The sequence below is a fragment of the Pseudomonas sp. ESBL9 genome (genome assembly GCF_036668715.1).
GTDB lineage: Bacteria > Pseudomonadota > Gammaproteobacteria > Pseudomonadales > Pseudomonadaceae > Aquipseudomonas > Aquipseudomonas lundensis.
Window position 1 is genome coordinate 13843 of the sequence record NZ_JAZEVV010000013.1, and the last position, 23709, is coordinate 37551.

Genomic DNA, 23709 nt, shown 5'->3' on the forward strand with positions numbered 1-23709 from the left:
ATGGATTTCCTCAGTAAGGACAGATTTGAGGACTACACGGAAGCAGAATTTATGCTGCTCCTACGCGAGTTTTTTGAGGATACAAACGGTTTAAAAGGCGCAGCCTTGGAGGCTCATCTAAGCCAGCTGGCTGATCACTTCGTCCGCGTTGTGGGGCACCCACGCGGGTCTGATTTGATCTTTTATCCAGCCACTGGGGTCGATGACAGCCCAGAGGGCGTGCTATCAGAAGTGAAGAAATGGCGGGCAGCCAATGGTCTTCCTGGGTTTAAGGCAAGCTAGTAGCCCTTCAGAATTTGGAACTGCCCGCGCTCACCGTACTCGGGGGCCTTGGTGTCAATCTTGCCACACAGCCGCTTTTCAGGGCCGCACACGGTCAGCACAGCCTTGCCGCCTCGGGCCTCAAGGTTGGCCACCTCGGCCCGTAGCTTTGCTATTTTATCCGGTGAAGGCACTACCAGCAGCACGATGCCCAGGACAACCGCCAGCAGCAGCGCGGCTGTACCGGCCCACAGCGCCCCCCATTGCCAGCTGAACGACGCCGCCGTTTGGCTCAAACGCTGCTCGGCCAGTTCGGCACGCCCTGCAACGCCATCCAACGCGTTTACAGCGGGCTTTATCGAGCCACCTAGGGTTTCCTCATCACGAACAGCCGCCAAAGCACCGCTGACGGCTTCTGATACTGCAATGCGCGTTGCCTTTTCGATGATGAGTGCAGACGTCTTGCCCGCCATTTCCATCTCTCTCACGGCGGTGCGGGCCTGCTCGACTGTCTGCTCCAGCGCGGCCCGCTGGGCCTCCAGCCGCTCGATGGCCACCACTGCCGCCTGCTGCTGTTCCTGGGCTACGGCCATCAGGCCGAACAGTTCCTGTTCACTCACGCTCATTGCATCGGCTCACATATTGAAATCGGGGCCGCTGCGCCCACGTTTGACCGGCCCGGCATTACTCAAGGCCGCGTGTTTCTGGGCCTTCGCGGCCCGCTCTTGTTCCTGCTCCCGCTCCTGGGCGACTCGCTGCGCCTCGGCAGTCAGACGTGCCCGTTCGGCCTCGATCCGCGCCGCCACGTCCTGGGACTGCTGGAACCGGGCCTTGAACGCCTCCATGCCTGCGCTCGCCGCGCCGGTCGCCTGCTCGCGGGCCGCACGTTCGGCGCGGGCCTGCTCGATGTCGATGATTTGCGCCGATACCGCGCCCAGCTCGGCACGATCGGCGGTCAACTGGCGGCGGTCGTTGTTGGCCTGGAGCCGGGTGACAGTGCCCAGCGGGGCGCGCTGCTCGAACAGTGAGCGCCGGTCTACCCGCTCGGCGCTGCCTGCGCGCTCCAGTGCGTGGTTGGAGCGCCCCTCGATCATCGCCCGCACCCACTCGATTTCCTCCGGGCCGCGCTTCACGTCGTCCAGCTCGCGGGTCTTCTCGCCCAGCGCGCCGGACGGCTCAAGGCGGCGGGTGGTCATGAGGATGTGCGCGTGGTGGTTGCGCTGGTCGCCCTCCCGGTCGGGCGTGTGGACGGCCAGCGTCCCGGCTGTGCCGTAGCGGTCGGCCAGTGCCTGTGCGATGCCCAGGGTAAGCTCCCGACGCTGGGCCGGTGACAGCTCGGCGCGCAGGGCCACCAGCACCTCGCGGGCCACGCGGGCATTCTTGCGAACCTCGGCGGCCTCGGCCCGGTTCCACAGCTCGGCGGACGGCTGCGGGGCCATGCCCTCGGGCGAAAAACTGGCGACGTGCTGCCCATCCTGCCAGAGGTGATGCGGCCCAAAATTTCGGCCTACTACACGCCTGAGATGCTCCAGGAGCGAATTGCCCAATGCCCCCTCGATGCTGAGCTGGGCATCATGATTTGGGATATGGGCTGAAACTAGGGCGCGTGCCTCAAACCTGGTTGCCCGCAAGCGAAGCGCGCAGGCCGCGGCGCGAAGGAGCGAAGCAGCCCTTGCACGGCCCTGAGGCTTTAAACGGCCTTAGAAGGGCGCACAGCGACTGGAGGGCCGCTCGATCTCCACTAGATCGCGGTACTTGCCTCCCCAGGCTAACGCGCTGCGCTTGTTGGGCGTCTGCCAGCACAGCGCCCTTCGGGCACTGCACTGACGATGGCTTCCAATCAGGCACAAATTTCGGGTTAAAGCGGAATGATTCCGGCTCCGGGTTCTCTCTTTTAAATATTGTTGTCCTTGTTTTTTCTTTTTTAAGCATGCTTAAGTATTTGATTTATTAGGACTTTATGCCTCTTATCAGGTACAGATTCCGGCTTTAAGAAGCTCGAGAATGGAATACCCAGCGCAATTTGGCCAATGATCCTAATCAGGACTCGACCTACCGTCTGCGCGTTGAGGCCCTGCAAAAGGTGATTGACGGTATCCCCCGCTTTAAATACTGGATCGCCCAGGCCACTAACGAACAGCATGCCCGGCAACAGCAGGCGCTGGCGCAACAGCAAGCCGACTTGGCGCAGGAGCAGGCACGCGCCCTCGCTCTGCAAGAGCGACAGCAGCAGGCGGTAGCGCATCAGGAGCGCCAGGCCAGAGGGCAATGACTGTTTTGGATAGGTTTGGTGTTTGCTGCAATCGTGGCCGGGTGGGTCTGGCATCGATTTATCCGTCACCGCTGCCCGTCATGTAAAAGCTTGAATGTTCACTGCACAGGGCAGGCAGAGCTGGATAGGTTCAAAGGCCGTATCAAAGTGCGAGAGAAAAATTCGCGCAGCACCAATACCCGTTTTATGAACACGACCTTTGTCATCAATCGCTATGACTACGCGTGTGACGAGTGCGACCACGCATGGTCCGAAAAGAAGAAAGAAGAGTTGGGGGCCTGAGCCAAACCGCGGCTGTTACTCGTCGCGGCCTTCCATCATGGTGCGTTTGAGCATCACATAGACCGCCCCTGCGCCGCCATGTTTGGCCTGGCACGAGCAAAAGCCCAGTACCTTGGAGTGCTGGCGCAACCAGGTGTTGACGTGGCTCTTGATCATCGGGCGTTTGCCGTCAAGGCGTACGGCCTTGCCGTGGGTGACGCGCACGCAGCGCACTTCCAGCTGGGTCGCTTCGGCCAAAAAGGCCCACAGTGTTTCGCGGGCCTTTTCAACGGTCATGCCGTGCAGGTCAAGGCTGCCTTCAAAGCTGATCTGCCCCAGTTTGAGCTTGCGCATCTGGCTTTCTTGCACGCCGTCCCGGGCCCAGTGCAGGTGATCTTCGGGGCCGACATCAATCACGAACTGATCGGACAAGCCGTCAATGATGGTCTCATTGCTGCGCACAATTGCGTTTTGCCGCAACTTGGCCAGTTGCGCGCGGTCGGCTTTGGGTTTGCCTGTGTCAGCGCGATCATGTTTGATCGGCTTTACGCCGCGGATTTCGTTTTTGAACAGGGAAAAGTCGTCGTCTTGCATGTCAGCCTCCGCGAAGGGGCGCCAGTTTACCGAAGTCGACGCCCCGCGTGCGGCAGATCTGCCTTAATCGTGTTTTTTCATCAAGTGCGCAGACATGCTCAGCCCAAGCGGTTGGCGCATGTAACGACGGCGCCGGCGCCACATCCATCCTCCAAGCCAGGTCACCAGCAAGCCCAGACCCGCGATCAAGGCCGCCCCGGCGGGGCTGGCGTTGAGTTCACCCAGGGCCGGTGAATGCCCGATCAGGCTCGCCAGACCGGTCAGTGTCATCAGCAGGCCACACAGCGTGATCAGCGCTGCAATCGTCAGTACAAAACGCGAACGCCAGTTGCTGGGGCCTTTGGGGCGTAAACGTCGCGCATCAAAACCATCGGAGATCTTCATTCCGATCTTTCCTTAAAGAGTATCGGGCCTTCGACCGGGAGAGTCGCATCTTGTTCCTGAATGGAATGGGAAATAGATGTGAGGTATGTAGGAAAGGGGTGTTACGGATAGGCGGTCAATATCAGCCGCCTATCAGTGGGGTGTCAGATCAAATCAGATCACGGGTGCGGGCGAGGGTGGCGAAGTTGTCGTTCATGATGGCCATCTCCGTACGCTGCACATCAACGGCCGGGATGATGCCGTCGCGGGTCGGCAGGTCGCGGGTGGCGCAGGCGTCTTCTACCAAGGTGCAGCGAAAGCCGTAGTCCTTGGCGGCACGCACCGTGGTGCTGACGCTGGAATGGCTCATGAACCCGCAGACGATCACATCCAGGGGGCCCAGGTTTTCCAGGGCTTTTTGCAATCCGGTGTCGTTGAAGGCATTGGGCATGCGCTTTTCGATAATCACCTCGTCGCCTTGTGGCTCCAGGCCTTTGATGAACGCACCGCGCTCGCCTTGCGGGTCAAACAGGCCGCCGACGGTGCCCAGATGGCGGATATGAACCACGGGGCGTTTGGCTTTACGGGCGGCTTCGAGCAGCAAGGCGATGTTGGCGGTGGCTGCTGGCATGCCGGACAAGGCCAGAGGGCCTTCCAGGTACTCGTTTTGCGCATCGATGATCAACAGGCTGGCATTGTTCAGAGTGGCAGCGGCATAACCACGTCCGGTCAGTTGAAACATCGTTTTTAAAACAGGCATTCGGGGCTCCTTTGTGTGGGGCTTTTGCGACATTCTCCACTGACGGGACGGTTATGTGAATGGTCATTCTTGAAAACGGCGTGGATGCTGGGCTGTAGCCGTGTCAAGCGCTGTATTTGAGTCGTTGGAATGTCCAAAACCGACCAGGTGCAGCGTTTGCGATGCGCGAATTGGCTCGCGGGGTCGACCGCCGGGCACAACTTTGGCCGCGCCGGGGTTTGGCTGATAGAATCATCGGTCGATTTTGAGGAGTAAGTCCGTTGATCACTTCCCGTCTGCGCACACTGCGCGACCATATTCGTTGGGCCGTCAGCCACTTTCATGGGGAAGAGCTGTTCTTCGGTCATGGCACCGACAATGCGTGGGACGAAGCCCGCCAACTGGTGCTGGGTGCGTTGAACCTGCCGTGGGAAATCGCTGACAGCTATCTGGACTGCCGTCTTGAAGATGATGAGCTGGTTAACCTGCAACATTTGTTGAAGCGTCGCATCGAAGAACGCATTCCGACCGCTTATTTGCTGGGCGAGGCCTGGTTCTGCGGGATGTCTTTCATCGTGGATGAGCGTGTGCTGATCCCGCGCTCGCCGATTGGCGAGTTGATTGAAAAACGGTTTGAACCGTGGCTGGGTGCCGAACCCGCCCGTATTCTGGATTTGTGCACGGGGTCGGGTTGTATCGGTATTGCCTGCGCCTATGAATTCCAGAACGCTGAAGTGGTGCTGGCGGACCTGTCGTTTGAAGCGCTGGAAGTGGCCAACCAGAACATTGAGCGTCACGGCGTCGATGAGCGTGTCTACACCGTGCAGGGCGACGGTTTTGAGGGGCTGCCGGGGCAGCGCTTCGACCTGATCGTGTCCAATCCGCCGTATGTGGATGCAGAAGATTTCGCCGATATGCCTGCTGAATACCAGCACGAACCCGAGCTTGGGTTGGCATGCGGAGACGATGGTTTGAACCTGGTGCGGCGCATGCTGGCCGAGGCGGCCGATCACTTGACCGACAAAGGCCTGTTGATCGTGGAAGTGGGCAACAGCCAGGTGCATGTTGAATCGCTGTACCCGGAAGTTGATTTTGCCTGGCTCGACTTTGAGCGCGGCGGTCACGGCGTGTTCATGCTCACTGCCGAGCAATGCCGCGACCATCAGGCGCTGTTCGCCTCGCGAGTGTAGACCCCGAGCTGTTACTGGCGGCATCCGGCGGGCACGTGACGCCGTCGGAGCCGCCTGAAATCTGGGGCAGGTCAGCGGTGTGTTGCAATCCAGATCAACAGCCCGGCCTGAAACACGGCGAACGCCACCAGGCAGGTGATGGTGAAACGCAGCCCGGTGTCTTCGCGCTGGAACTTGCTGACTTTTTCTTCTTTCTCGCGCAGTTTGACTTCCTGTTCCTGCAAGGTTTGCTCGGCCTGTTGCAGCATTTGCGCGGCTTCAAGAATTTCCACGAACTGTACTTTTTCGGTGTTCCAGTTGTTCAGCAGCTCGCCCACCTGGACGCCTTCGATGCTGGCTTTCAAGTGTTGGGCATCGGCGTACACCACATCAAACCCATGCATGCGTAAAAAGTGATCGCGGCGCAGGCGCGTGTCTTCGTTCAATGCGTCCTTGCTGGCCAGCGGCATGCCGTCAACGCTGTATTTCGACCATTTTTTCTGGGCCCACAGAATGCCTTGAGCCATCAGGAAGCGGCCGATGCCACGGTTCCACGGTTCGACTTGCAGGCCGCTTTGCGGGCTGATGCTGACGCGTTGGGTGTCATGGTCGACCCAGATGTCGAGCTGGTTTTGTTCTTTGCGCACGCGCTGACCCGGCAACAGGATGCTCATGCGTAACAGGCTATGTTCTTTGTTATGGCGTTCGGCATAACCGAACTGCACGAAGCGCAGGGGGCGGCCGCCGGTATTGCGGTCAGTTTGCAGGGGGGCAAGCCGCAGCATTTTGAAATGCTCGGGTTGCACCTCCGCCCACGGGAGCGGTGGCGCTTCGGGGGTCGCTGGCTCTTGAGCTTCGGCGTTTTTTTGTGGGGTGTCGGTCATAACGGCAAAATCCTGTGCAAGCCCGGTATGCCGGCAAAGCAAAGGCTGCCGACATAGGCTTATCGGCCGTTATGCGCAGGACTGGAGGGTTGCCCGATCAGCGATCGATGACTTTAGTGATAAAGCGCACAATTCTGTCACCCAGTTCGCTGGATAATCGCTGGTTCGGATCGTTGTAGGACTGCACCTGACGTTTCATGTCCATCGGGACGATGCGCATGACATGGTTCATGCCCTCGATCAGTGCCAAGTCAGCGTCCGGCTTGGCGGCCTTGAGCAGTCGCGCGTCGTTGACGTCGACCTGAATGTCGTGGGTGCCCTGAATAATCAAGGCGGGCATTTTCAGAGCGGCGAATGCCTTGGCCGGGTCGTAACGCAGCAAGCTGATCAGGTAGGGCTGCACGCTGGGGCGGAAGATCACTTGCAACGCTTCGGGCACGTTGTCGTCAGTGCGGCCGCTTTCAAGGGTGTGGATCAGCTCAACGCTGCGTTGCAGCAGGCCGGGTGGCATGTTGTTGCGTTGCAGTTGTTCGCGCAACACTTGGCCCACGGGCCGCGCGGTCCCGGCGATGGAGATCACGCCTGCCGCGTCCATGGCTGGGGCTGCCAGGCTGGCAATCAGCGCGCCCTCGCTGTGGCCCAGCACGAACACATCCGCAAAGCGTGGATCGGCCTTGAGCAGGTTGCCCCACGCCACGGCGTCGGTGACGTATTGGTCAAGGTTGAGGGTGCGCTCGTCCGGGGCGGCGGGCTGGCTTTGGGCAATGCCGCGCTTGTCGAAGCGCACGCTGGCAATGTTATTTTGCGCAAGACGCCAGGCGAGTTTCTTCAGGCTGTCATTGCGTCCGCCCTGCGTGTTGTTGCCGTTGCGGTCAGTCGGACCCGAACCTGCAATGATCAGCACTACGGGCACCGGCTTGTCGCTTTTGGGCAATACCAGCGAGCCATACAGCGTGCCCGTAGGCGTGTTCAGCTCGATGGGGCGCAACAGCACGGAAGGGGACGCAGCATTCGCCACGCCACTGAAGAGGGTGAGTACCACAAGCAGAATCCTGAACATCATTTCGCCATCTATGACTGGGTGCCGGTTGGACAGACCCGGATGAATAAGGTTCGAGGATGAACTACTGGGGCAGCCTGCGTATACTGGCGCGCTTAGTTATCCCGGCTGAGCCCGATCGGCTGATTTTCACGGAGCGCCCTGCATGTCCGGCAATACCTACGGCAAGCTGTTCACTGTCACCACCGCTGGCGAAAGCCATGGCCCGGCGTTGGTCGCCATTGTTGATGGCTGCCCGCCAGGGCTTGAGCTGTCCCTTGAAGATCTGCAGCGTGACCTGGACCGCCGCAAGCCGGGCACCAGCCGTCACACCACGCAGCGTCAGGAAGCGGACGAAGTCGAAATCCTGTCCGGCGTGTTCGAAGGTCGCACCACCGGATGCGCCATTGGCCTGCTGATTCGCAACACCGACCAGAAGTCCAAGGACTACTCGGCGATCAAAGACCTGTTTCGCCCGGCCCATGCCGACTACACCTATCACCACAAATATGGTGAGCGTGATTACCGTGGCGGCGGCCGCAGTTCGGCCCGCGAAACGGCCATGCGCGTGGCGGCCGGTGCCATCGCCAAGAAGTACCTGGCCACCCAGGGCATCGTGATTCGTGGCTACATGAGCCAGTTGGGTCCGATTGAAATTCCGTTCAAAACCTGGGATAGCGTCGAAGAAAACGCGTTCTTCAGCCCTGATCCGGACAAAGTGCCTGAGCTGGAAGCCTACATGGACCAGTTGCGCCGCGATCAGGACTCCGTTGGCGCCAAGATCACCGTGGTGGCCGAAGGCGTGATGCCGGGCCTGGGCGAACCGATTTTCGACCGCCTGGATGCAGAACTGGCCCATGCCCTGATGAGCATCAACGCGGTGAAGGGCATTGAAATCGGCGCCGGTTTTGCCAGCGTTGCCCAGCGCGGTACCGAGCATCGCGATGAGCTGACACCCCAAGGGTTCCTCAGCAACAATGCCGGTGGCATCCTGGGTGGCATTTCCTCCGGCCAGCCTATCGTGGCGCACCTTGCCCTCAAGCCCACGTCGAGCATCACCACGCCCGGCTGTTCGATTGATGTGCACGGCAACCCGGTGGATGTCATCACCAAAGGCCGTCATGACCCGTGTGTCGGCATCCGTGCCACGCCCATCGCAGAAGCAATGATGGCCATTGTGTTGATGGACCATTTGTTGCGCCATCGCGGCCAGAACGCCGACGTGCGTGTCAGCACGCCTGTGCTGGGCCAGTTGTAATGCAGGGGCTGTTGAGCGCCACGGTCTGACGACGGTGGCGACACTTCCGTACTGGCGTTTGTCTGGTTTCTATCTTTTTTACTTCGCTTTGCTGGGAGCCACAGCGCCATTTCTGGCGCTGTACTTCCATCACCTCGGGTTTTCCAGTGCGCGCATCGGCGAACTGGTGGCCATTCCCATGCTGATGCGCTGCGTAGCCCCCAACCTGTGGGGCTGGCTGGCGGATTACACCGGTCAGCGTCTGCTGATCGTGCGTGTGGGTGCGCTCTGCACCTTGTTCAGTTTTGCCCTGATTTTTGTCAGTAAAAGTTACGCGTGGCTGGCGCTGGTCATGGCTTTGCATGCGTTCTTCTGGCACGCGGTGCTGCCGCAATTTGAAGTCATCACCTTTGCCCATCTGCGTGAGCAACCCGAGCGTTACAGCCAGATCCGCCTGTGGGGATCGGTGGGCTTCATCCTGACGGTGGTGGTTCTGGGGCGGGTGTTTGAAGGGTTGAGCCTGGACGTGTACCCGGTGACGCTGGTCGTGGTCATGGCCGCGATTGTGCTGTGCAGCCTGTGGGTGCCCAATGCGCAACCTTCCAGCGGCAATCGCAAGGTGCTGGCGGACGGTTTTTTCAAGCAGCTGCGCAGCCCCGGTGTGCTGGCTTTTTATGCGTGTGTGGCCCTGATGCAAATGAGCCATGGCCCCTATTACACCTTCCTGACCCTGCACCTTGAATCCCTGGGTTACAGCCGTGGAATGATCGGGTTGCTGTGGGCGTTGGGGGTGGTGGCCGAAGTGCTGATGTTCATGGCCATGCGCCGCATTCTCCTGCGCTTTTCGGTACGCCGCGTGTTGCTGTTCAGTTTTCTCACGGCAGGGGTGCGTTGGCTGTTGCTGGGTTCGTTTGCCGAGCACTTTTGGCTGCTGTTGCTGGCTCAGCTCATGCATGCGGCGACCTTCGGCAGTTTTCATGCAGCCGCCATGACCTTTGTTCAACGCAGTTTCGGGCCGGGCCAGCAAGGTCAGGGACAAGCCCTGTACGCGACACTGGCCGGGGTCGGCGGCGCAGCAGGTGCGCTTTACGCCGGATATGCCTGGAACACCCTCGGCCCGACTATCACCTTTAGTATGGCCAGCGTCGCAGCGCTGGCCGCAGCCGTTATCATTGCCACTCGACTGCAAGAGGACAGGCCATGAGCCTTACCCGTGAACACCTGAGCCTGGAAATCATTGACGCCGGGCGCTTTTTATATGGCCGCGGCTGGTCGCCAGCCACCAGCAGCAACTATTCCACCCGGCTCTCGGCCAGCGAAGCGCTGCTGACGGTATCGGGTAAACACAAAGGCCAATTGGGCCTTGATGACGTGTTGGCCACCGATATGGAGGGCAACAGCCTCGAACCCGGCAAAAAACCGTCTGCTGAAACCCTGCTGCACACCCAGTTGTATAGCTGGCGCCCAGACATTGGAGCGGTGCTGCATACCCACTCGGTGAATGCGACCGTGCTTTCGCGCTTGACGCTTGGCGACAGCATCACGTTTGAAGATTACGAACTGCAAAAAGCGTTCAGCGGGGTGTCGACTCACGCCTCGCGTGTGCACGTGCCGATCTTCGATAACGATCAGGACATCACTCGCCTGGCGCGCAACGTTCAGCCCTGGCTGGATGCACACCCCGACTGTGTGGGTTACCTGATTCGCGGGCATGGTCTCTACACGTGGGGGCCGCGCATGAGCGACGCCCTGCGCCAGATCGAAGCCTTTGAGTTTTTGTTTGAATGTGAACTGAAAACCCGCGCCGTGCTCCACCGTTGAGGCAACGTGGCCCGCAAGCGCTGTCCCCCTGATTTGAACGGTACGCTGACCCGTGTGTAAACGCTCAAAGCGTGCCGCAGCCGAGGAATAACCCTTTATGAGCAGTTTGTCTGTTTATCACGTTTCAAGCCCTGAGCTGCCGAACAAGGTATTGACCCACGTTGATGACATCGCCGCCACGCTCGCCGAGCAGGGCGTGCGTTTTGACCGCTGGCAAGCGGCAACGCCCATCCAGCCGGGTGCCAGTCAGCAAGAGGTGATCAGCGCCTACCGTTCGCAGATCGATCAGCTGATAAGCGAGCGGGGGTACGTCACGGTCGATGTGATCAGCCTCAACAGCGATCATCCGCAAAAAGCAGAATTGCGCGCCAAATTCCTCGACGAGCATCGCCACGCAGAAGATGAAGTCCGTTTTTTCGTGGCTGGCCGTGGTCTGTTTACCTTGCACATCGATGACTACGTGTACGCGGTGCTGTGTGAAAAGAATGATCTGATTTCTGTCCCGGCAGGCACGCCACACTGGTTTGACATGGGTGAGCACCCGCATTTTGTCGCCATCCGCCTGTTTAATAACCCTGAAGGCTGGGTCGCCAATTTTACCGGTGAAGACATCGCCAGCCGTTTCCCGCGCCTCGAAGATTAAGGAATCTCGCATGCCCATCAAGGCCATCCTGACCGATATTGAAGGCACCACCAGCGCAGTGAGTTTTGTCTTCGACGTGTTGTTTCCTTACGCAGCCCAACACCTGCCCGCCTTTATTCGCGAGCATGCAGAAGACCCGGAAGTCGCGATACAACTGGGGGCCGTGCGCCTGGACAGCGGTGAACCCGAGGCCGACGTGGAGCGGGTGATAGAAATTCTGCAGCAATGGATCGCCGAGGATCGCAAGGCCACGCCGCTAAAGGCGTTACAAGGCATGATCTGGAAGCAGGGCTATGAAGCGGGCGAGTTAAAAGGGCACGTTTACTCCGATGCCGTGGCGGCGCTCAAGGCCTGGCACGAGCAAGGGTATGCGCTGTATGTGTATTCGTCGGGTTCGATTCAGGCGCAAAAACTGATTTTCGGTTGCTCGGAGGCGGGCGACCTGACGCCGTTGTTCAGTGGCTACTTCGACACCACCTCCGGGCCCAAGCGCGAAGCGCAATCGTATCGCCACATCACTGAAGCCATTGGCTGTCCGGCGGGGAAAATTCTGTTTCTCTCCGACATCGTCGAAGAACTTGATGCCGCGCAACAAGCAGGCATGCAAACGTGCGGCCTGGCGCGTGACGGAGGCGAGCTGGCGGGGCACAAAACCGTGCGCAGTTTCGCCGAGATCGATCCGCCATTGGTGTGAAGACAGCGAAGCAATAAAAAAGCCAGCAGACGCAGTGTTAGCGTGTGCTGGCTTTTGCGTTCAGGGTGTTGCTCAAGCGTTGTGATAGGTCGGCAGTGCAAAGCGGTTCTGACTTTGCAGCAGCGAAATCGTAGGCAGCTCACTGGCCTGGCCCGCGAGGTCGCGACGAATCGCGCTGATCACCCACGTCAGTTGCTCGGCGGTGTGCAGTTGAGCGTAAGAAATAGAGCGCTGGGTCTGCTTGCCATCACTGTCACACAGCGTCAGCAACACGCCGCCATCCGGGCGGGCTTTGGTGGTGACGGTGTAGTTCGAGAACAGCGATGCGAATTTTTCTTGAATCATGCTCATGTCTTTCAGCTCCATTAGCTCATGAAGGGCTTGCATGGAGTAGGTATTGCAGTGATTGTGCCACTATTGGTTTTTTAAAAAATCCTTATAAATCAATAGGTTGAAGTTGTATCAAAATACCCCTGTCGTGCATTCTGCATGAATGGCCATCGTGCATCCTGCATTTTGCCCAATTTGCGCAGGGTTTAAAGCGGGCTTGGTTTCTACTAAAGAGAAAAACCGCGGGTGATGATTTTTGCCTATCGCCTCTTTGCGTAAAAAAGGGATGACATGCCCTGCACGTCTCAGGAAACTACCTTCTTTTAGTAGCGCATCTGGAGCCTCAAATGTCAGACACCCCCGCAGCCGATCAACCACGGCAGATGACCCCGGAAGAAGCGGCCGATTTTGCCGAACAGGTATTCAACAAAGCACGCGAAGGGGATGCCGCCATGCTGGCCGCGCTGTTGAGCAAAGGCTTGCCGGCGAACCTGCGCAATCACAAGGGCGACACCCTGCTGATGCTCGCCAGTTACCACGGGCATGTGGATGCAGTGAAAGTGCTGCTCGAACACAAGGCCGACCCTGAAGTGCGCAATGACAATGGTCAGAGCCCGATTGCCGGTGCTGCGTTCAAAGGCAATCTGGAGATGGTCAAAACATTGGTCGAGAACGGTGCTGACATTGAAGGTGCGTCGTTTGACGGACGAACCGCGTTGATGATGGCGGCGATGTTCAACCGTACTGAGATCATTGACTACTTGATCAGCAAAGGGGCGGATCCAAAAGCCAAGGATGCCAATGGCATCACCGCACTGGATGCGGCCAAAACCATGGGTGCGACCGACTCGGCGGCTCAACTTGAAAAGCTGTTGGGCTGATGCCCTGCCTTGAGGGCCGCAATTGATATATCCTGCGCGCCCTCAAATTTCCCTGCGACAGGCCGTGCCCATGAAAACCACACTCGTTGAACTCATCAGCAAAATCAGCTCGGGGTGCATGGGCGAGGATGAAATCGTCAAGATCGCTGATGAAGCGGCTCAGGCTTACGCCGACCCTGAGGGGTTTCTGGCTGACAATCCGGATATCAACTACGACGACACCTTCCCGATTTCGCTGGGCGAGTGGGTGGTGATTGGCAGCCTGCCTGAGACCGTGTTGTTTCAGGCAGACACCTACATGGATGTATTCGCTCAGATCGTGGCGTCTTTCGGCCCCGGTGTGGCGTTCAATATCAAGCCCAAGCAGTTGGCCAAGACCGAGCCCTTGACTGCTTTGAACCGTATTCAAATCCAGATGGGCAGCATGAACCCGGAGAACGGTGGTTATGTGCTGATGAACCTTAGCCAGCCGCTGGATGATGAGATTCAGGTCGTGCTGGTCTATGGCAATGACGTACAGCGCGTACTTCAATTGTGTGCCGAGGTCGGCATCAAGGCCGAGCCGTCGCTCGAAGCCCTGAAAGTGGCGGTGCACGTTTAACCACCCGCGATTGAATAAATAACGGAACCCTTGAAAGCACTGACTATCCTAAGGGAACAAGCCCTTCACTCAGGAGCGTCATCATGGGTTCCACGTTCAACGGCCTGATTGGCCTGATCATTCTGGCTCTGGATATCTGGGCCATCATCAACGTGCTGAAAAGTGGCGCTGAAACCGGGATGAAAATCCTCTGGGTGTTGCTGATTATCTTCCTGCCGGTATTGGGGCTGGTGATCTGGGCCATTGCTGGCCCGCGCGGCAATGTCAGGGTTTAACCTGCATTGAGTGACCTGCCGCACAAAAAATGCGGCAGTTCAGGGTGTTTGTCCGCCTCAAGGTTCGACCTGTCATCTTCCCCGAAGTAGAATGCGCGCCTTTCTTGGGCAATTGAACGTGTGTGCCGCGCTGCGGCGTGCAGTTTGACTGTCGATCATGGGCGGGTGACCGTCCGTTGCCACCAGCATTCAAGGGGACTTCCCATGACCGAAGTTAAAACCGACTATCTCGAAACGCTGTACCAGGGCTACGGCCAGCGCTTTCGCATGGACAAGTTGCTGCACGAAGTGCGCACCGACCACCAGCACCTGGTGATCTTCGAAAATCCGGTGATGGGGCGCGTCATGGCCCTGGACGGTGTCATCCAGACCACCGAAGCCGATGAATTCATCTACCACGAAATGCTCACCCATGTGCCGATCCTGGCGCATGGTACGGTCAAGCGCGTACTGATCATCGGCGGCGGCGATGGCGGCATGCTGCGCGAAGTGACCAAGCACCGCGCCATTGAGCACATCACCATGGTTGAGATCGACGGCACCGTAGTGGACATGTGCAAAACGTTTTTGCCCAACCACTCCAACGGCGCCTACGACGATCCACGTCTCAACCTGGTGATCGACGACGGCATGCGTTTTGTGGCCACCACCGAAGAAAAATTTGACGTCATCATCTCGGACTCCACCGACCCAATCGGTCCGGGTGAAGTGCTGTTTTCGGAGAACTTCTACCAGGCTTGCCATCGTTGCCTGAATGAAGGCGGTGTGCTGGTCACGCAAAACGGAACGCCGTTCATGCAAATCGAAGAAGTGAAAACCACAGCCGGGCGCCTGCGCAGTCTCTTTGCTGACTGGCATTTCTATCAGGCCGCCGTGCCGACCTACATTGGTGGCGCGATGACCTTCGCCTGGGGCTCCACCGACAGCGCCTACCGCAAGCTCCCGCTTGAGACTTTGCGTCAGCGGTTCGCAGGCAGCGGGATCGTGACGCGTTACTACAATCCCGAGGTTCACATCGGAGCATTTGCCATGCCGCAGTACGTGTTGCAGGCCATCAATAAAGCAAGTAACGATTAAAAAGCTGAAACACAAGAAAGGGCCGAAAGGCCCTTTCTTGTGTTTCAAAATATGCTTTGAACAAAATTTTCACGTTTCATTTAAGAGAATCCGCGCCAGTATTAACGCGCATCGTCTTGCTTGAAGGGCTCTGGAATGATGCTTTCGCAACGCCCCGGAGCCTGATTCTGCGCTGCACCCGCATCTCGCCAGTGTTCAACCACAGGCGATTGTGCAACATTTGCCCACCGCGCATGTACACCCCACGGCACTGCCTCGCGGCAGCGTTGCCATGGTGCAAGATGCGCACTCGATGTCACACCAACCGAATCAATGGGTCCTAAAACGACATGGCAAACCCGGACGCCCTAAGACAACCCAACGCTGGAATGCGTGGGTTGCAACCGACCGTCAAATCGCATCTGGCTTTTACGCTGTTATGCGCGTTGGTCATGATGGTGATGTTTACCCTGCTGCGGGTTGCATTGCTGGTTTATAACCGGGAAATGATCCTCGACACCCCCACGTCGACTTTTCTGGAAGCGTTCGCCAATGGCTTGCGCTTTGACCTGCGGATCGTGGTGTACCTCAGCATCCCGTTGCTGTTGGCCTTGCTCAGTGTAAAAGCGATGGCCCAGCGCGGCGTGATGCGCTTCTGGTTGACCGCTGCATCGAGTCTGGCACTGTTTTTGGGCCTGATGGAGATGGACTTCTACCGAGAGTTCCATCAACGGCTTAACGGCTTGGTCTTCCAGTACGTGAAGGAAGACCCGAAAACCGTGATGAGCATGCTGTGGTATGGCTTCCCGGTGGTGCGTTACTTACTGGCGTGGGCGGTGGGCACCGGGGTGCTGTACTTCGCTTTCCGCGGGGTTGACCGCGCCACGCGGCCGGCACTGCCGGCTGCCGGTACTGGTGCTGTTCGTGCAGCCGCTCCGTGGTATGCGCGGATTGCCGTGTTTGTGGTGGTGTTGTTGGTGTGTGTGGTTGCCGCACGTGGCACCTTGCGTCAAGGCCCTCCGCTGCGTTGGGGCGATGCCTACACCACCGATTCCAATTTCGCTAACCAGTTGGGCCTCAATGGTTCGCTTTCTTTGATCGCCGCAGCGAAGAGCCGGTTCTCTGACGAGCGCACCAACATCTGGAAGGCCACGCTTGAAGATCCCGTTGCAGTGGGCACTGTGCGTGACATGCTGCTGACCGAACACGACAAGCTGGTCGATCCGGATACGGCCCCCGTGCGTCGCGACACCACGCCGCCTGCGGAGCGAACGCTGCCGATCAAGAACGTGGTGGTGATCCTCATGGAAAGCTTTGCTGGCCACTCGGTCGGTGCGCTGGGCCGCCCGGGCAATATCACGCCTTACTTCGACAAACTGTCGAAAGAGGGGCTGTTGTTTGAGCGCTTTTTCTCCAACGGTACGCACACCCACCAAGGCATGTTTGCCACGATGGCGTGCTTCCCGAACCTGCCGGGTTTTGAATACCTGATGCAGACCCCGGAAGGTAGCCACAAGCTCTCGGGCTTGCCGGAACTGCTGGGCGCCCGCAATTTTGATGATGTGTATGTCTATAACGGCGACTTTGCCTGGGACAACCAGTCCGGTTTCTTCAGCAACCAGGGCATGACTACCTTCGTAGGGCGTAACGATTTCGTTGATCCTGTGTTCTCTGATCCTACATGGGGTGTGTCCGATCAGGACATGTTCAACCGGGGTCTTGAAGAGCTGAAAAAGCGTGAGGGCAAAGCGCCTTTCTACGCACTGCTGCAAACCTTGTCCAACCACACGCCGTATGCGTTGCCGACCCCCTTGCCGGTTGAGCCTGTGACGGATCGCGGCTCGTTGAATGAGCATTTGACGGCCATGCGCTACTCCGACTGGGCGTTGGGCCAGTTCTTTGAAAAGGCCCGTAAGGAGCCGTACTTCAAGGAAACCCTGTTTGTCGTCGTGGGTGACCATGGCTTTGGTAACGAGCAGCAAATCTCTGAAATGGACTTGGGCCGCTTTCACGTGCCACTGCTGTTCATCGGGCCGGGGATTCAGGAAAAATTCGGTGCGCGCAGCGATATCGTGGGGACTCAGGTCGACATCGTGCCGACTATCATGGGCCGCCTGGGCGGCGAATTCCGCCAGCAATGCTGGGGCCGCGACCTGTTGACGTTGCCTGCGGGCGACAAGGGCAGTGGTGTGATCAAGCCGTCTGGCAGTGATCAAACCGTCGCTATTATCAGCGATGACCACTTGTTGGTTCAGCCAAAGGACATGCCGGCCAAAGTGTGGCAATACACGTTGGGCGCCAACCCTGAAGCCAAGGTGGTGACTGACTCAGCACAGGAAGCCGCGCTCAAGCAAAAGCTCGAATCATTCTTGCAGGCAGCGACCAAAAGTTTGCTGGATAACACTGCTGGCATAGCGGATCCCAAGTAAGCGATGACGCAATAAAAAAGAGGCCAGAGGGCCTCTTTTTTATTGCGCGTGTCGCAGGTTAAAGCGCTAGATCTTGCCCAGTAACAACAGAATCAGAAGCACGACCAGTACGGCACCAATAATCCCTGAAGGTCCATAACCCCAACTTTTCGAGTGAGGAAACACGGGCAGACCGCCTACCAACAGCAGAATCAGGACGATGAGAAGAATCGTGGTCATGATGAGTTCCTTATTAATGTGATCAAGCAACATGCAAGGTTCAAAGGGCGCTGCTTGGAGAAACAAGGGTGGGCAGTGCTTATAACGTCCGACTGCGTCGAGACGGGATTAATTCAAACTTATTTAAGTTGATTCAAAAATTCAGGCATTGCGGGGGTTCCGGCGCGCAGGTAGGGTGGCCCGCTTGCTGATTGCTCGAGGTTAAACATGCTCAACTATGTCTGGTTTTTTTTAGCGGCCCTGTTTGAGATTGCCGGTTGTTATGGCTTCTGGATGTGGTTGCGTCAGGGCAAGAGTGCGTGGTGGATGGTGCCTGCCATGTTGAGCCTGGCCCTGTTTGCTTTGCTGCTGACCAAAGTCGAAGCCGCCTACGCAGGGCGCGCTTATGCCGCGTATGGCGGTATCTACATCATCACGTCCATTGCATGGCTGGCCGCGGTGGAAAAAGTCAGGCCGCTGGCTACCGATTGGATCGGCGTGGGGATGTGCGTGATCGGCGCGACCATCATTTTGCTGGGGCCGCGTTTCACCAGCGCTTGAAAGACGGTTCAGAAGGGGGCTTTACGAGCAGTCATGTAGGGCTTTGGGTTTTATGGTGTGGGAATTGTTCTTTGTAGAAGTAAGGAGGGGATGTTTTTTGTTGTAGGGATTGAAGCGTGTTTTTGCGCGATGCAGTCTTGATGCCCACCCATCAAGCAGAGATGAGCGCCATGCTGATTCTGAGCCGTTCAGTCGGCGAATACATTTCAATCAACCAGGACATCACCGTCCGGATTGTGGCCGTCAATGGCAATCATGTGCGCTTGGGGATAGAGGCGCCCAAAGACGTGACCGTGCATCGGGCTGAGGTCTATGAGCGTATTCGTCAACAGCAAGGTGCAGCGATATCCATTCACCCTGCGCGCAAAGGTTAATCAAAGAATTCTTTTGGCACGGCATGTTTGGGCATTAACTGGCATTGCTGGCTTTCAAGGTCAAAGAAAATCACCGCCTGACCTTTGCTCAGGGCTTGGCGAACGCGCAGTACGCGGGTTTCCTGAGGTGTGTCGTCGCCATTATCAGTGCCATCACGGCTGACGAAATCTTCGATGAGGTGAGTCAGTGTGTCGGGTTCAAGTTGGTCGTAGGGGATAAGCATGAGGGGTTCTCTTGATCAATGCACAGATGCTACTGGCACCCGTCGCCCGGTGCCAGTACTCAAACGTGCTCAAGCGCTAGCGAGTGAAGATCCCGCGTCCCTTCAGGCGGTCACGGTGGTGGGCTGCGATAAGGCTCAGATCAGGCCCCTTGGGGATGATCCCCGTGGGATTAATCGTACGGTGGCTGGCGTAGTAATGACCTTTGATGTGAGTAAAGTTCACGGTCTCACTGATACCGGGCCATTGATACAGCTCACGTAGCCAATTGGACAGATTGGCGTAATCGTCGATTCTGCGCGCATTGCATTTGAAGTGGCTGTAGTAGACAGCGTCGAACCGGATGAGGGTGGTGAACAGGCGGATGTCGGCTTCCGTCAGGTAAATGCCCGCCAGATAGCGATGTTCTGCCAGGTGCTGTTCAAGGTGGTTGAGTTCGTTGAACACATCGTCGAAGGCGCTTTCATACGCCGTTTGGGACGTGGCGAAACCGGCGCGATAGATACCGTTATTGAGGGCGGGGTAGATACGCTCATTCCAGCCATCTACGTCGCTCGCCAGTACCGCGGGATACATATCGAGCCGATTGCCCGTCAGGGGGTCAAAGGCGTTATTGAACATGCGAATGATATCCGCCGATTCGTTGCTGACGATGCGCTTTAGATGGGTGTCCCAGAGTACCGGTACGGTGACGCGGCCGGTGTAATCGGGCGTATCGCGTGTATACAGCTGATGCAGGAAGTCAGCGTTATTCAGGTGGTCGCCACTGGAGCCGTCAGCGCGATCAAACGTCTAGCCATTTTCCAGCATCAGCCAGCTCACCACGGATACGCCGATCAAGGGTTCGAGGCCCTTGAGCGTGCGGGTTATCAGCGTGCGATGGGCCCATGGGCAGGCCAGAGAAACGTATAAATGATAGCGCCCGGCCTCGGGTGCGAAACCGCCAATTCCGGTTGGACCGGGCGCGCCATCGGACGTGATCCAGTTTCTGCGCTGTGCCTGCTCTCGCTGGAACGCACCGTCTTTGCTGCTTTCATACCATTGGTCGTGCCAATGCCCATCCATCAATAAGCCCATGTGAAGCTCCTGGCGGTTTCGCTTTGGAGTTCAGTCTAAAGGTCTGAGTTCGAACGAATAGGGCAAAACGTGGGCGTAACCCATCGGTTAAATCGATTTGTTGCGGTTTTCCCAATACGTTTTGGCAATGACGAAGGCCTGTTCCCGGGGCGTGCCCAGCCCGCGCAAAGCCAGGGCCATGGTCGATAACAGAGCCTTTTGCGCATAGCTGTCTTCGAAGTCCCCGCGCCAAAAGGCCTTGAGTTGCAGTGTGTCCAGAAAGGCGGGTTTCACGTGTCGCTGTGCCGATAACGCTGGCCACTCTTCGTCCCAACTAAGGCCATTAGCCGTGCCATACAGGTGGCTGATCGAGTCGGGATTGATCTCGATCTCACCGCCATCCCCTTTCACCACGATGCAGGTGTCACCCAGCAGCGTGCTGGCTTCGCGGTGCACGCTTTGATAACCCGGATGGAAAATGCTTTGCAGTCCACAGCGGGCGTGGAGCGGATTAAGTAGGCGCGCCAATGAGTGAATCGGTGAGCGAAGGCCGAGCGTGTTGCGCAAGTCGATCATGTGTTGCAGCTGAGGTGCCCAGTCCTGTAAAGGGAAAAAGGCCAGATTGTGCTGCTGCAAGGCGCTTTCGACCTGTGCCCAGTCGCGGCACAGCGCAATGTTCAATTCTTCGAGCAGTTGCTCGCTGTAAAGGCGCCCGGCCGTATGAGCACCTGCGCCATGCATCAAGATGCGCACGCCGTTCTGGGCCAGGCATTTTGCCGCAAGCAAGTACCACGGCAGATGGCGTTTTTTGCCCGCGTAGGTGGGCCAGTCGAGATCGACATGAATGATCGGCGCAGACAGTCGTTCCCGGACCGCGTCCACAAAACCGGCCAGCTCTTGCGGGCTTTCCTCTTTGTGCCTGAGCAGCATCAGGAAGGCGCCTAGCTGGGCCTCTTCAGTTTTTTCGTCGAGCAACATGCCCATCGCTTCATGCGCTTCTTCACGGGTCAGGTTGCGCGCGCCGCGTTTACCTTTGCCCAAAATGCGTACGAATTGAGCGAAAGGGTGTTCGGCGGGAGTGGTTAGCGTCAGCGGAGCAGGCGTGTTCATAGGCAGTTGGTCGGTTTGGGCAGGCCCGCCAGTTTTGCGGCGAGTTTGGCAGGGGTGCCGTTGAACAGGCGATTGAGGTGCAGGCTGTTGCCTTTTTCTGCCCCCAGTTTGAGCGCGGTGTATTTGATCAAGGGCCGCGTGGCGGGCGAGAGCTGAAACTCTTCATAGAAGTTGCGCAGCAGCTGCAGAATTTCCCAGTGGTCCGGGGTCAGCTCGATGTCATTTTGCATCGCCAGTGCCGTGGCCACCTCGGGCGACCAGTCATTCAGGTCGGCCAGATAACCGTCCTTATCCAGCTCAATGGATCTGCCGTCGAGAGTGAGGACCGTCATAGCCAGGTGTTGACCTTGTCATAGTGTAGGGACAGTTCGACAAATGCGGGGTAGTCGACGCGTGTAGCCCACTCCGGGAGCAGGAGGTTGCGGGCTTGCAGGTCTTCATCGAGCACGTAAAGGTTGAGCGCCGGGCTCATGTTATCGAGCGTCTCGCGAGGAAGGGTGCCCGGTTGGAGGGCATAAACAGCATCGCCACAGAGCAGAATGCCGTCGATAGCCGAGAGTAGGCGCAGGCAACTTCCGAGACGCGTATCAGAAAAAGGAGAGTGGCTCAAAACATGTAAGGTCGACATCAGAGGGTTATCACCTGGTCATGACGGGCGATGAGATCGCTGATTTGTTGTGTGGACAAAGCCTGCACGCCTTCTACGGCCAACGCTGTGGGGGCGAGGCCGCGCTCGTGGAGGCTGGCGTCGCACGCGAACAAATCGTCTACGCCGAACATCGACAACGCCTGCAAATTGGCCGTCAGGTTCTTTTGTTCAAGGGCGGTGGGGTGTTGCTCAGGCAACAGCTGAAACACGCCGTCGTCGAGGAATAGAAGCCCAATCGGTAGGTCGAACGCGCCGCCCGCGAGCGCGATGTCCAAGGCTTCACGCGCGCCCAGGCCAGACCACGGCGCTTGTCGGCTGATAATCAGTAACGATTTGGGCATCTTAATCCCCTCCAAAGCAGATCAGCCGATCCGCGGCCTGAATGGCATCGTGCAATTGCCCGAGGCCGGACAAATCCCAAGGCGCTGTCAAATTCACTGCTGAGCGCTGATAGCGCGTGGCCTCTGCCTCATTCAGCACACCTCGTCGCAAGGCGGCGGCAATGCAGACCACGCCATCCAGTTGGTGCTCAGACACAAAAGCTGCCCATTGCTGTGCGAGATCAGGCTCATCCTGAGGCGTTACGATGTTGCTCGATGCGCTGTGCACGCCGTCCTGATAGAAGAACAGGCGCACAATTTCATGTCCGCCAGCCAGAACGGCTTCGGCAAAGCGCAGGGCTCGACGGGAAGAGGGCGCATGGGCCGCAGAATATAGGGCGATAGCAAATTTCATGGGGTGCTCTCTGCAAAACTCGCGCAATGATAAAGCCACTAGGCTCAAGATGCTTGCACAAGGCAGCAAAAAGCCCGCCGAGGCGGGCTTTTGCCAAACAACTGCTGACTCAGTCGTCGCGGCTCATGATGCCGAAAATTTGCAGCAAGCTGATGAACAGGTTGTAGATCGACACGTACAGGCTAATGGTCGCCATGATGTAGTTACGTTCGCCGCCATTAATGATGGCGCTGGTCTGGAACAGAATGCAGACCGAAGAGAACAGCACAAAACCGGCGCTGATAGCCAACTGCAACCCGCTGATCTGGAAGAAGAAGCTCGCCAGCGTTGCACCCAGCAGTACAAAGAAACCCGCAGTGATAAAACCGCCCAGGAAGCTCATGTCTTTGCGGGTGATTAACACATAAGCAGACAGGCCGCCGAAAACCAGAGCCGTCATCGCAAAGGCAGAAGCCACGACCTCAGCGCCGCCTTGCATGCCCAAGTAGCGGTTAAGGATCGGGCCGAGCAGGAAACCCATAAAACCCGTCAGTGCAAACGTCGACACCAGACCCCATGCCGAATCACGCAGCTTGTTGGTGAGAAAGAACAGACCATAAAAGCCGATCAATACAACGAAAATGTTTGGGTAACCGACACGCATCTGCTGGGCGACGAAAGCCATCACACCGCTGAAAGCGAGGGTTAAAGCCAGTAAACCGTAAGTGTTGCGCAGGACGCGGCTAACCTCTAGCTGCTCGGCCTGCACGCTGTTATTAACTGCGTAATCCTGTTCGCGCATGGCGATACTCCTGTGTATTGAAATGTTAAGTAGCAAAGATCATAGCAGAGGCTCTGCAACAAGCGATCAAGAGAGTTTGACAACGTGTTTCGTTCAGGTATTATGGCGCCCGCAACAACGTTAGGAGGTGTGGCCGAGTGGTTTAAGGCAACGGTCTTGAAAACCGTCGACTGTAACAGGTCCATGAGTTCGAATCCCATCGCCTCCGCCATATTGCTACACCGATAGAGCCCGTCCTAGACGGGCTTTGTCGTTTCTGGGGGTTGGGGAAGGGGGCTGCTGAAGGGTGGTTTTGGGTTATGTGTTCCAAAACTTTTTAGCATGTGTTCCATAACTCAGCTCATTTAGGGAAATCCTGAAAAAGACTTCCTGATTTGGCAAAATCCCCGGACACCAATCGCCGAGCTTTTCGATGATGAAGCAAATGACCTTCGCCGATGCCGAGTACGCCGGTAAGCGCAAGCAGACCCGCAA

At 57.7% G+C, this 23709-nt stretch carries 32 protein-coding genes, 1 tRNA gene and 1 pseudogene; 17 read left to right on the forward strand and 17 right to left on the reverse strand.

The features are described from left to right. Entirely contained in the window at positions 1-282 is a 282-nt protein-coding gene (locus tag V6F78_RS22010; protein ID WP_047280859.1) for a bacteriocin immunity protein, read from the forward strand. Here the strand turns inward: V6F78_RS22010 and V6F78_RS22015 are convergent. Then, the gene (locus V6F78_RS22015) at positions 279-887 is read right to left on the reverse strand and encodes a hypothetical protein (protein WP_332728301.1); all 609 of its coding nucleotides are present in this window, start codon (positions 885-887) and stop codon (positions 279-281) included. The two genes, V6F78_RS22010 and V6F78_RS22015, sit on opposite strands and share 4 nt — an antisense overlap. 9 nt (positions 888-896) lie before the next feature. Next, complete coding sequence (locus tag V6F78_RS22020; RefSeq protein ID WP_332728303.1) at positions 897-1808, reverse strand: MobA/MobL family protein; 912 nt, start codon at positions 1806-1808, stop codon at positions 897-899. Positions 1809-2284: 476 nt separating this feature from the next. Here V6F78_RS22020 and V6F78_RS22025 point away from each other — a divergent pair, with 476 nt between their 5' ends. Next, the gene (locus V6F78_RS22025) at positions 2285-2533 is read left to right on the forward strand and encodes a hypothetical protein (RefSeq protein WP_332728304.1); all 249 of its coding nucleotides are present in this window, start codon (positions 2285-2287) and stop codon (positions 2531-2533) included. 147 nt (positions 2534-2680) lie between these two features. Further along, a complete protein-coding gene (locus V6F78_RS22030) occupies positions 2681-2815 on the forward strand; it encodes a hypothetical protein (protein ID WP_332728305.1) in 135 nt (44 codons plus the stop codon). A gap of 15 nt (positions 2816-2830) precedes the next feature. Here the strand turns inward: V6F78_RS22030 and V6F78_RS22035 are convergent, their stop codons facing one another. From V6F78_RS22035 to V6F78_RS22045, 3 genes are all read right to left on the reverse strand, one after another. Beyond that, on the reverse strand, positions 2831-3388 hold the full coding sequence (locus V6F78_RS22035; protein WP_047275818.1) for a Smr/MutS family protein: 558 nt from the start codon (positions 3386-3388) through the stop codon (positions 2831-2833). Positions 3389-3451: 63 nt separating this feature from the next. Then, the gene (locus V6F78_RS22040) at positions 3452-3772 is read right to left on the reverse strand and encodes a hypothetical protein (RefSeq protein WP_047276221.1); all 321 of its coding nucleotides are present in this window, start codon (positions 3770-3772) and stop codon (positions 3452-3454) included. Positions 3773-3920: 148 nt separating this feature from the next. Then, positions 3921-4511, reverse strand: coding sequence for a cysteine hydrolase family protein (locus V6F78_RS22045; RefSeq protein WP_047276223.1), 591 nt, complete (start codon positions 4509-4511; stop codon positions 3921-3923). Between the two features lie 260 nt (positions 4512-4771). On the opposite strand from V6F78_RS22045, the gene prmB reads away from it, so the two are divergent. After that, on the forward strand, positions 4772-5680 hold the full coding sequence (gene prmB, locus V6F78_RS22050; protein WP_047280855.1) for a 50S ribosomal protein L3 N(5)-glutamine methyltransferase: 909 nt from the start codon (positions 4772-4774) through the stop codon (positions 5678-5680). Positions 5681-5751: 71 nt separating this feature from the next. Here prmB and V6F78_RS22055 read toward each other — a convergent pair whose 3' ends face one another. Together V6F78_RS22055 and V6F78_RS22060 are read right to left on the reverse strand one after the other, a co-directional pair. Continuing rightward, entirely contained in the window at positions 5752-6543 is a 792-nt protein-coding gene (locus tag V6F78_RS22055; protein ID WP_047294021.1) for a hypothetical protein, read from the reverse strand. A 97-nt stretch (positions 6544-6640) separates the two neighbouring features. Continuing rightward, positions 6641-7606, reverse strand: coding sequence for an alpha/beta hydrolase (locus V6F78_RS22060; RefSeq protein ID WP_047275810.1), 966 nt, complete (start codon positions 7604-7606; stop codon positions 6641-6643). A gap of 142 nt (positions 7607-7748) precedes the next feature. Between V6F78_RS22060 and aroC the strand changes: the two genes are divergently transcribed. The 5 genes from aroC to mtnC all read left to right on the forward strand — a co-directional run bounded on the left by aroC (position 7749) and on the right by mtnC (position 11977). Next, positions 7749-8840 (forward strand): chorismate synthase, encoded by a 1092-nt coding sequence (aroC, locus tag V6F78_RS22065; RefSeq protein ID WP_048375685.1) that lies wholly within the window; start codon positions 7749-7751, stop codon positions 8838-8840. A gap of 34 nt (positions 8841-8874) precedes the next feature. After that, the gene (locus V6F78_RS22070; RefSeq protein WP_169837941.1) at positions 8875-10023 is read left to right on the forward strand and encodes an MFS transporter; all 1149 of its coding nucleotides are present in this window, start codon (positions 8875-8877) and stop codon (positions 10021-10023) included. After that, positions 10020-10640 (forward strand): methylthioribulose 1-phosphate dehydratase, encoded by a 621-nt coding sequence (locus tag V6F78_RS22075; protein ID WP_047294014.1) that lies wholly within the window; start codon positions 10020-10022, stop codon positions 10638-10640. The genes V6F78_RS22070 and V6F78_RS22075 overlap by 4 nt, the downstream gene beginning before the upstream one ends. Positions 10641-10737: 97 nt before the next feature. After that, complete coding sequence (locus V6F78_RS22080; protein ID WP_094990404.1) at positions 10738-11283, forward strand: 1,2-dihydroxy-3-keto-5-methylthiopentene dioxygenase; 546 nt, start codon at positions 10738-10740, stop codon at positions 11281-11283. A gap of 10 nt (positions 11284-11293) precedes the next feature. Continuing rightward, positions 11294-11977, forward strand: a complete 684-nt coding sequence (gene mtnC, locus V6F78_RS22085) for an acireductone synthase (RefSeq protein WP_095008829.1) — start codon at positions 11294-11296, stop codon at positions 11975-11977. A 72-nt stretch (positions 11978-12049) separates the two neighbouring features. Here the strand turns inward: mtnC and V6F78_RS22090 are convergent, their stop codons facing one another. Next, positions 12050-12328, reverse strand: a complete 279-nt coding sequence (locus tag V6F78_RS22090) for a DUF3509 domain-containing protein (RefSeq protein ID WP_047276189.1) — start codon at positions 12326-12328, stop codon at positions 12050-12052. A 326-nt stretch (positions 12329-12654) separates the two neighbouring features. On the opposite strand from V6F78_RS22090, the gene V6F78_RS22095 reads away from it, so the two are divergent. The 5 genes from V6F78_RS22095 to V6F78_RS22115 all read left to right on the forward strand — a co-directional run bounded on the left by V6F78_RS22095 (position 12655) and on the right by V6F78_RS22115 (position 17549). Further along, positions 12655-13188, forward strand: coding sequence for an ankyrin repeat domain-containing protein (locus V6F78_RS22095; protein WP_047275798.1), 534 nt, complete (start codon positions 12655-12657; stop codon positions 13186-13188). A 70-nt stretch (positions 13189-13258) separates the two neighbouring features. Further along, complete coding sequence (locus tag V6F78_RS22100; protein ID WP_047294009.1) at positions 13259-13789, forward strand: hypothetical protein; 531 nt, start codon at positions 13259-13261, stop codon at positions 13787-13789. A gap of 83 nt (positions 13790-13872) precedes the next feature. Then, positions 13873-14064 carry a PLDc N-terminal domain-containing protein gene (locus V6F78_RS22105; RefSeq protein ID WP_047275793.1) on the forward strand — a complete coding sequence of 64 codons (192 nt, stop codon included), beginning with the start codon at positions 13873-13875 and terminating at the stop codon, positions 14062-14064. Positions 14065-14268: 204 nt separating this feature from the next. Next, a complete protein-coding gene (gene speE, locus V6F78_RS22110; RefSeq protein WP_047294008.1) occupies positions 14269-15141 on the forward strand; it encodes a polyamine aminopropyltransferase in 873 nt (290 codons plus the stop codon). 329 nt (positions 15142-15470) lie between these two features. Further along, positions 15471-17549 carry an LTA synthase family protein gene (locus tag V6F78_RS22115; protein WP_047294007.1) on the forward strand — a complete coding sequence of 693 codons (2079 nt, stop codon included), beginning with the start codon at positions 15471-15473 and terminating at the stop codon, positions 17547-17549. Positions 17550-17615: 66 nt separating this feature from the next. Here V6F78_RS22115 and V6F78_RS22120 read toward each other — a convergent pair whose 3' ends face one another. Then, the gene (locus tag V6F78_RS22120) at positions 17616-17768 is read right to left on the reverse strand and encodes a DUF3309 family protein (protein WP_047294031.1); all 153 of its coding nucleotides are present in this window, start codon (positions 17766-17768) and stop codon (positions 17616-17618) included. Positions 17769-17975: 207 nt separating this feature from the next. Between V6F78_RS22120 and V6F78_RS22125 the strand changes: the two genes are divergently transcribed. Further along, positions 17976-18308 carry a YnfA family protein gene (locus tag V6F78_RS22125; RefSeq protein WP_047294006.1) on the forward strand — a complete coding sequence of 111 codons (333 nt, stop codon included), beginning with the start codon at positions 17976-17978 and terminating at the stop codon, positions 18306-18308. 170 nt (positions 18309-18478) lie between these two features. Next, entirely contained in the window at positions 18479-18682 is a 204-nt protein-coding gene (gene csrA / locus V6F78_RS22130; protein WP_047294030.1) for a carbon storage regulator CsrA, read from the forward strand. Here csrA and V6F78_RS22135 read toward each other — a convergent pair. The 8 genes and pseudogenes from V6F78_RS22135 to V6F78_RS22170 all read right to left on the reverse strand — a co-directional run bounded on the left by V6F78_RS22135 (position 18679) and on the right by V6F78_RS22170 (position 23235). After that, positions 18679-18906, reverse strand: a complete 228-nt coding sequence (locus V6F78_RS22135) for a YheU family protein (protein ID WP_047275783.1) — start codon at positions 18904-18906, stop codon at positions 18679-18681. The two genes, csrA and V6F78_RS22135, sit on opposite strands and share 4 nt — an antisense overlap. Positions 18907-18982: 76 nt before the next feature. Beyond that, a pseudogene (locus tag V6F78_RS22140) lies at positions 18983-19981 on the reverse strand (glutathione S-transferase family protein). Positions 19982-20068: 87 nt separating this feature from the next. Then, the gene (locus V6F78_RS22145) at positions 20069-21070 is read right to left on the reverse strand and encodes a glycosyl transferase family protein (protein ID WP_332728315.1); all 1002 of its coding nucleotides are present in this window, start codon (positions 21068-21070) and stop codon (positions 20069-20071) included. Next, the gene (locus V6F78_RS22150; protein ID WP_047276242.1) at positions 21067-21402 is read right to left on the reverse strand and encodes a TusE/DsrC/DsvC family sulfur relay protein; all 336 of its coding nucleotides are present in this window, start codon (positions 21400-21402) and stop codon (positions 21067-21069) included. Before V6F78_RS22150 ends, V6F78_RS22145 begins: the two co-directional genes overlap by 4 nt. Next, positions 21399-21698, reverse strand: a complete 300-nt coding sequence (gene tusB, locus V6F78_RS22155; protein ID WP_047294003.1) for a sulfurtransferase complex subunit TusB — start codon at positions 21696-21698, stop codon at positions 21399-21401. The genes V6F78_RS22150 and tusB overlap by 4 nt, the downstream gene beginning before the upstream one ends. Next, positions 21698-22060, reverse strand: coding sequence for a sulfurtransferase complex subunit TusC (tusC, locus tag V6F78_RS22160; RefSeq protein WP_047294001.1), 363 nt, complete (start codon positions 22058-22060; stop codon positions 21698-21700). The genes tusB and tusC overlap by 1 nt, the downstream gene beginning before the upstream one ends. A gap of 1 nt (position 22061) precedes the next feature. Then, entirely contained in the window at positions 22062-22454 is a 393-nt protein-coding gene (gene tusD / locus V6F78_RS22165) for a sulfurtransferase complex subunit TusD (protein ID WP_047276248.1), read from the reverse strand. 109 nt (positions 22455-22563) lie between these two features. After that, positions 22564-23235 carry a Bax inhibitor-1/YccA family protein gene (locus V6F78_RS22170; RefSeq protein WP_047275770.1) on the reverse strand — a complete coding sequence of 224 codons (672 nt, stop codon included), beginning with the start codon at positions 23233-23235 and terminating at the stop codon, positions 22564-22566. A 123-nt stretch (positions 23236-23358) separates the two neighbouring features. Between V6F78_RS22170 and V6F78_RS22175 the strand changes: the two genes are divergently transcribed. Then, a tRNA-Ser gene (locus V6F78_RS22175) sits at positions 23359-23446 on the forward strand. Positions 23447-23709 lie beyond the last annotated feature (263 nt).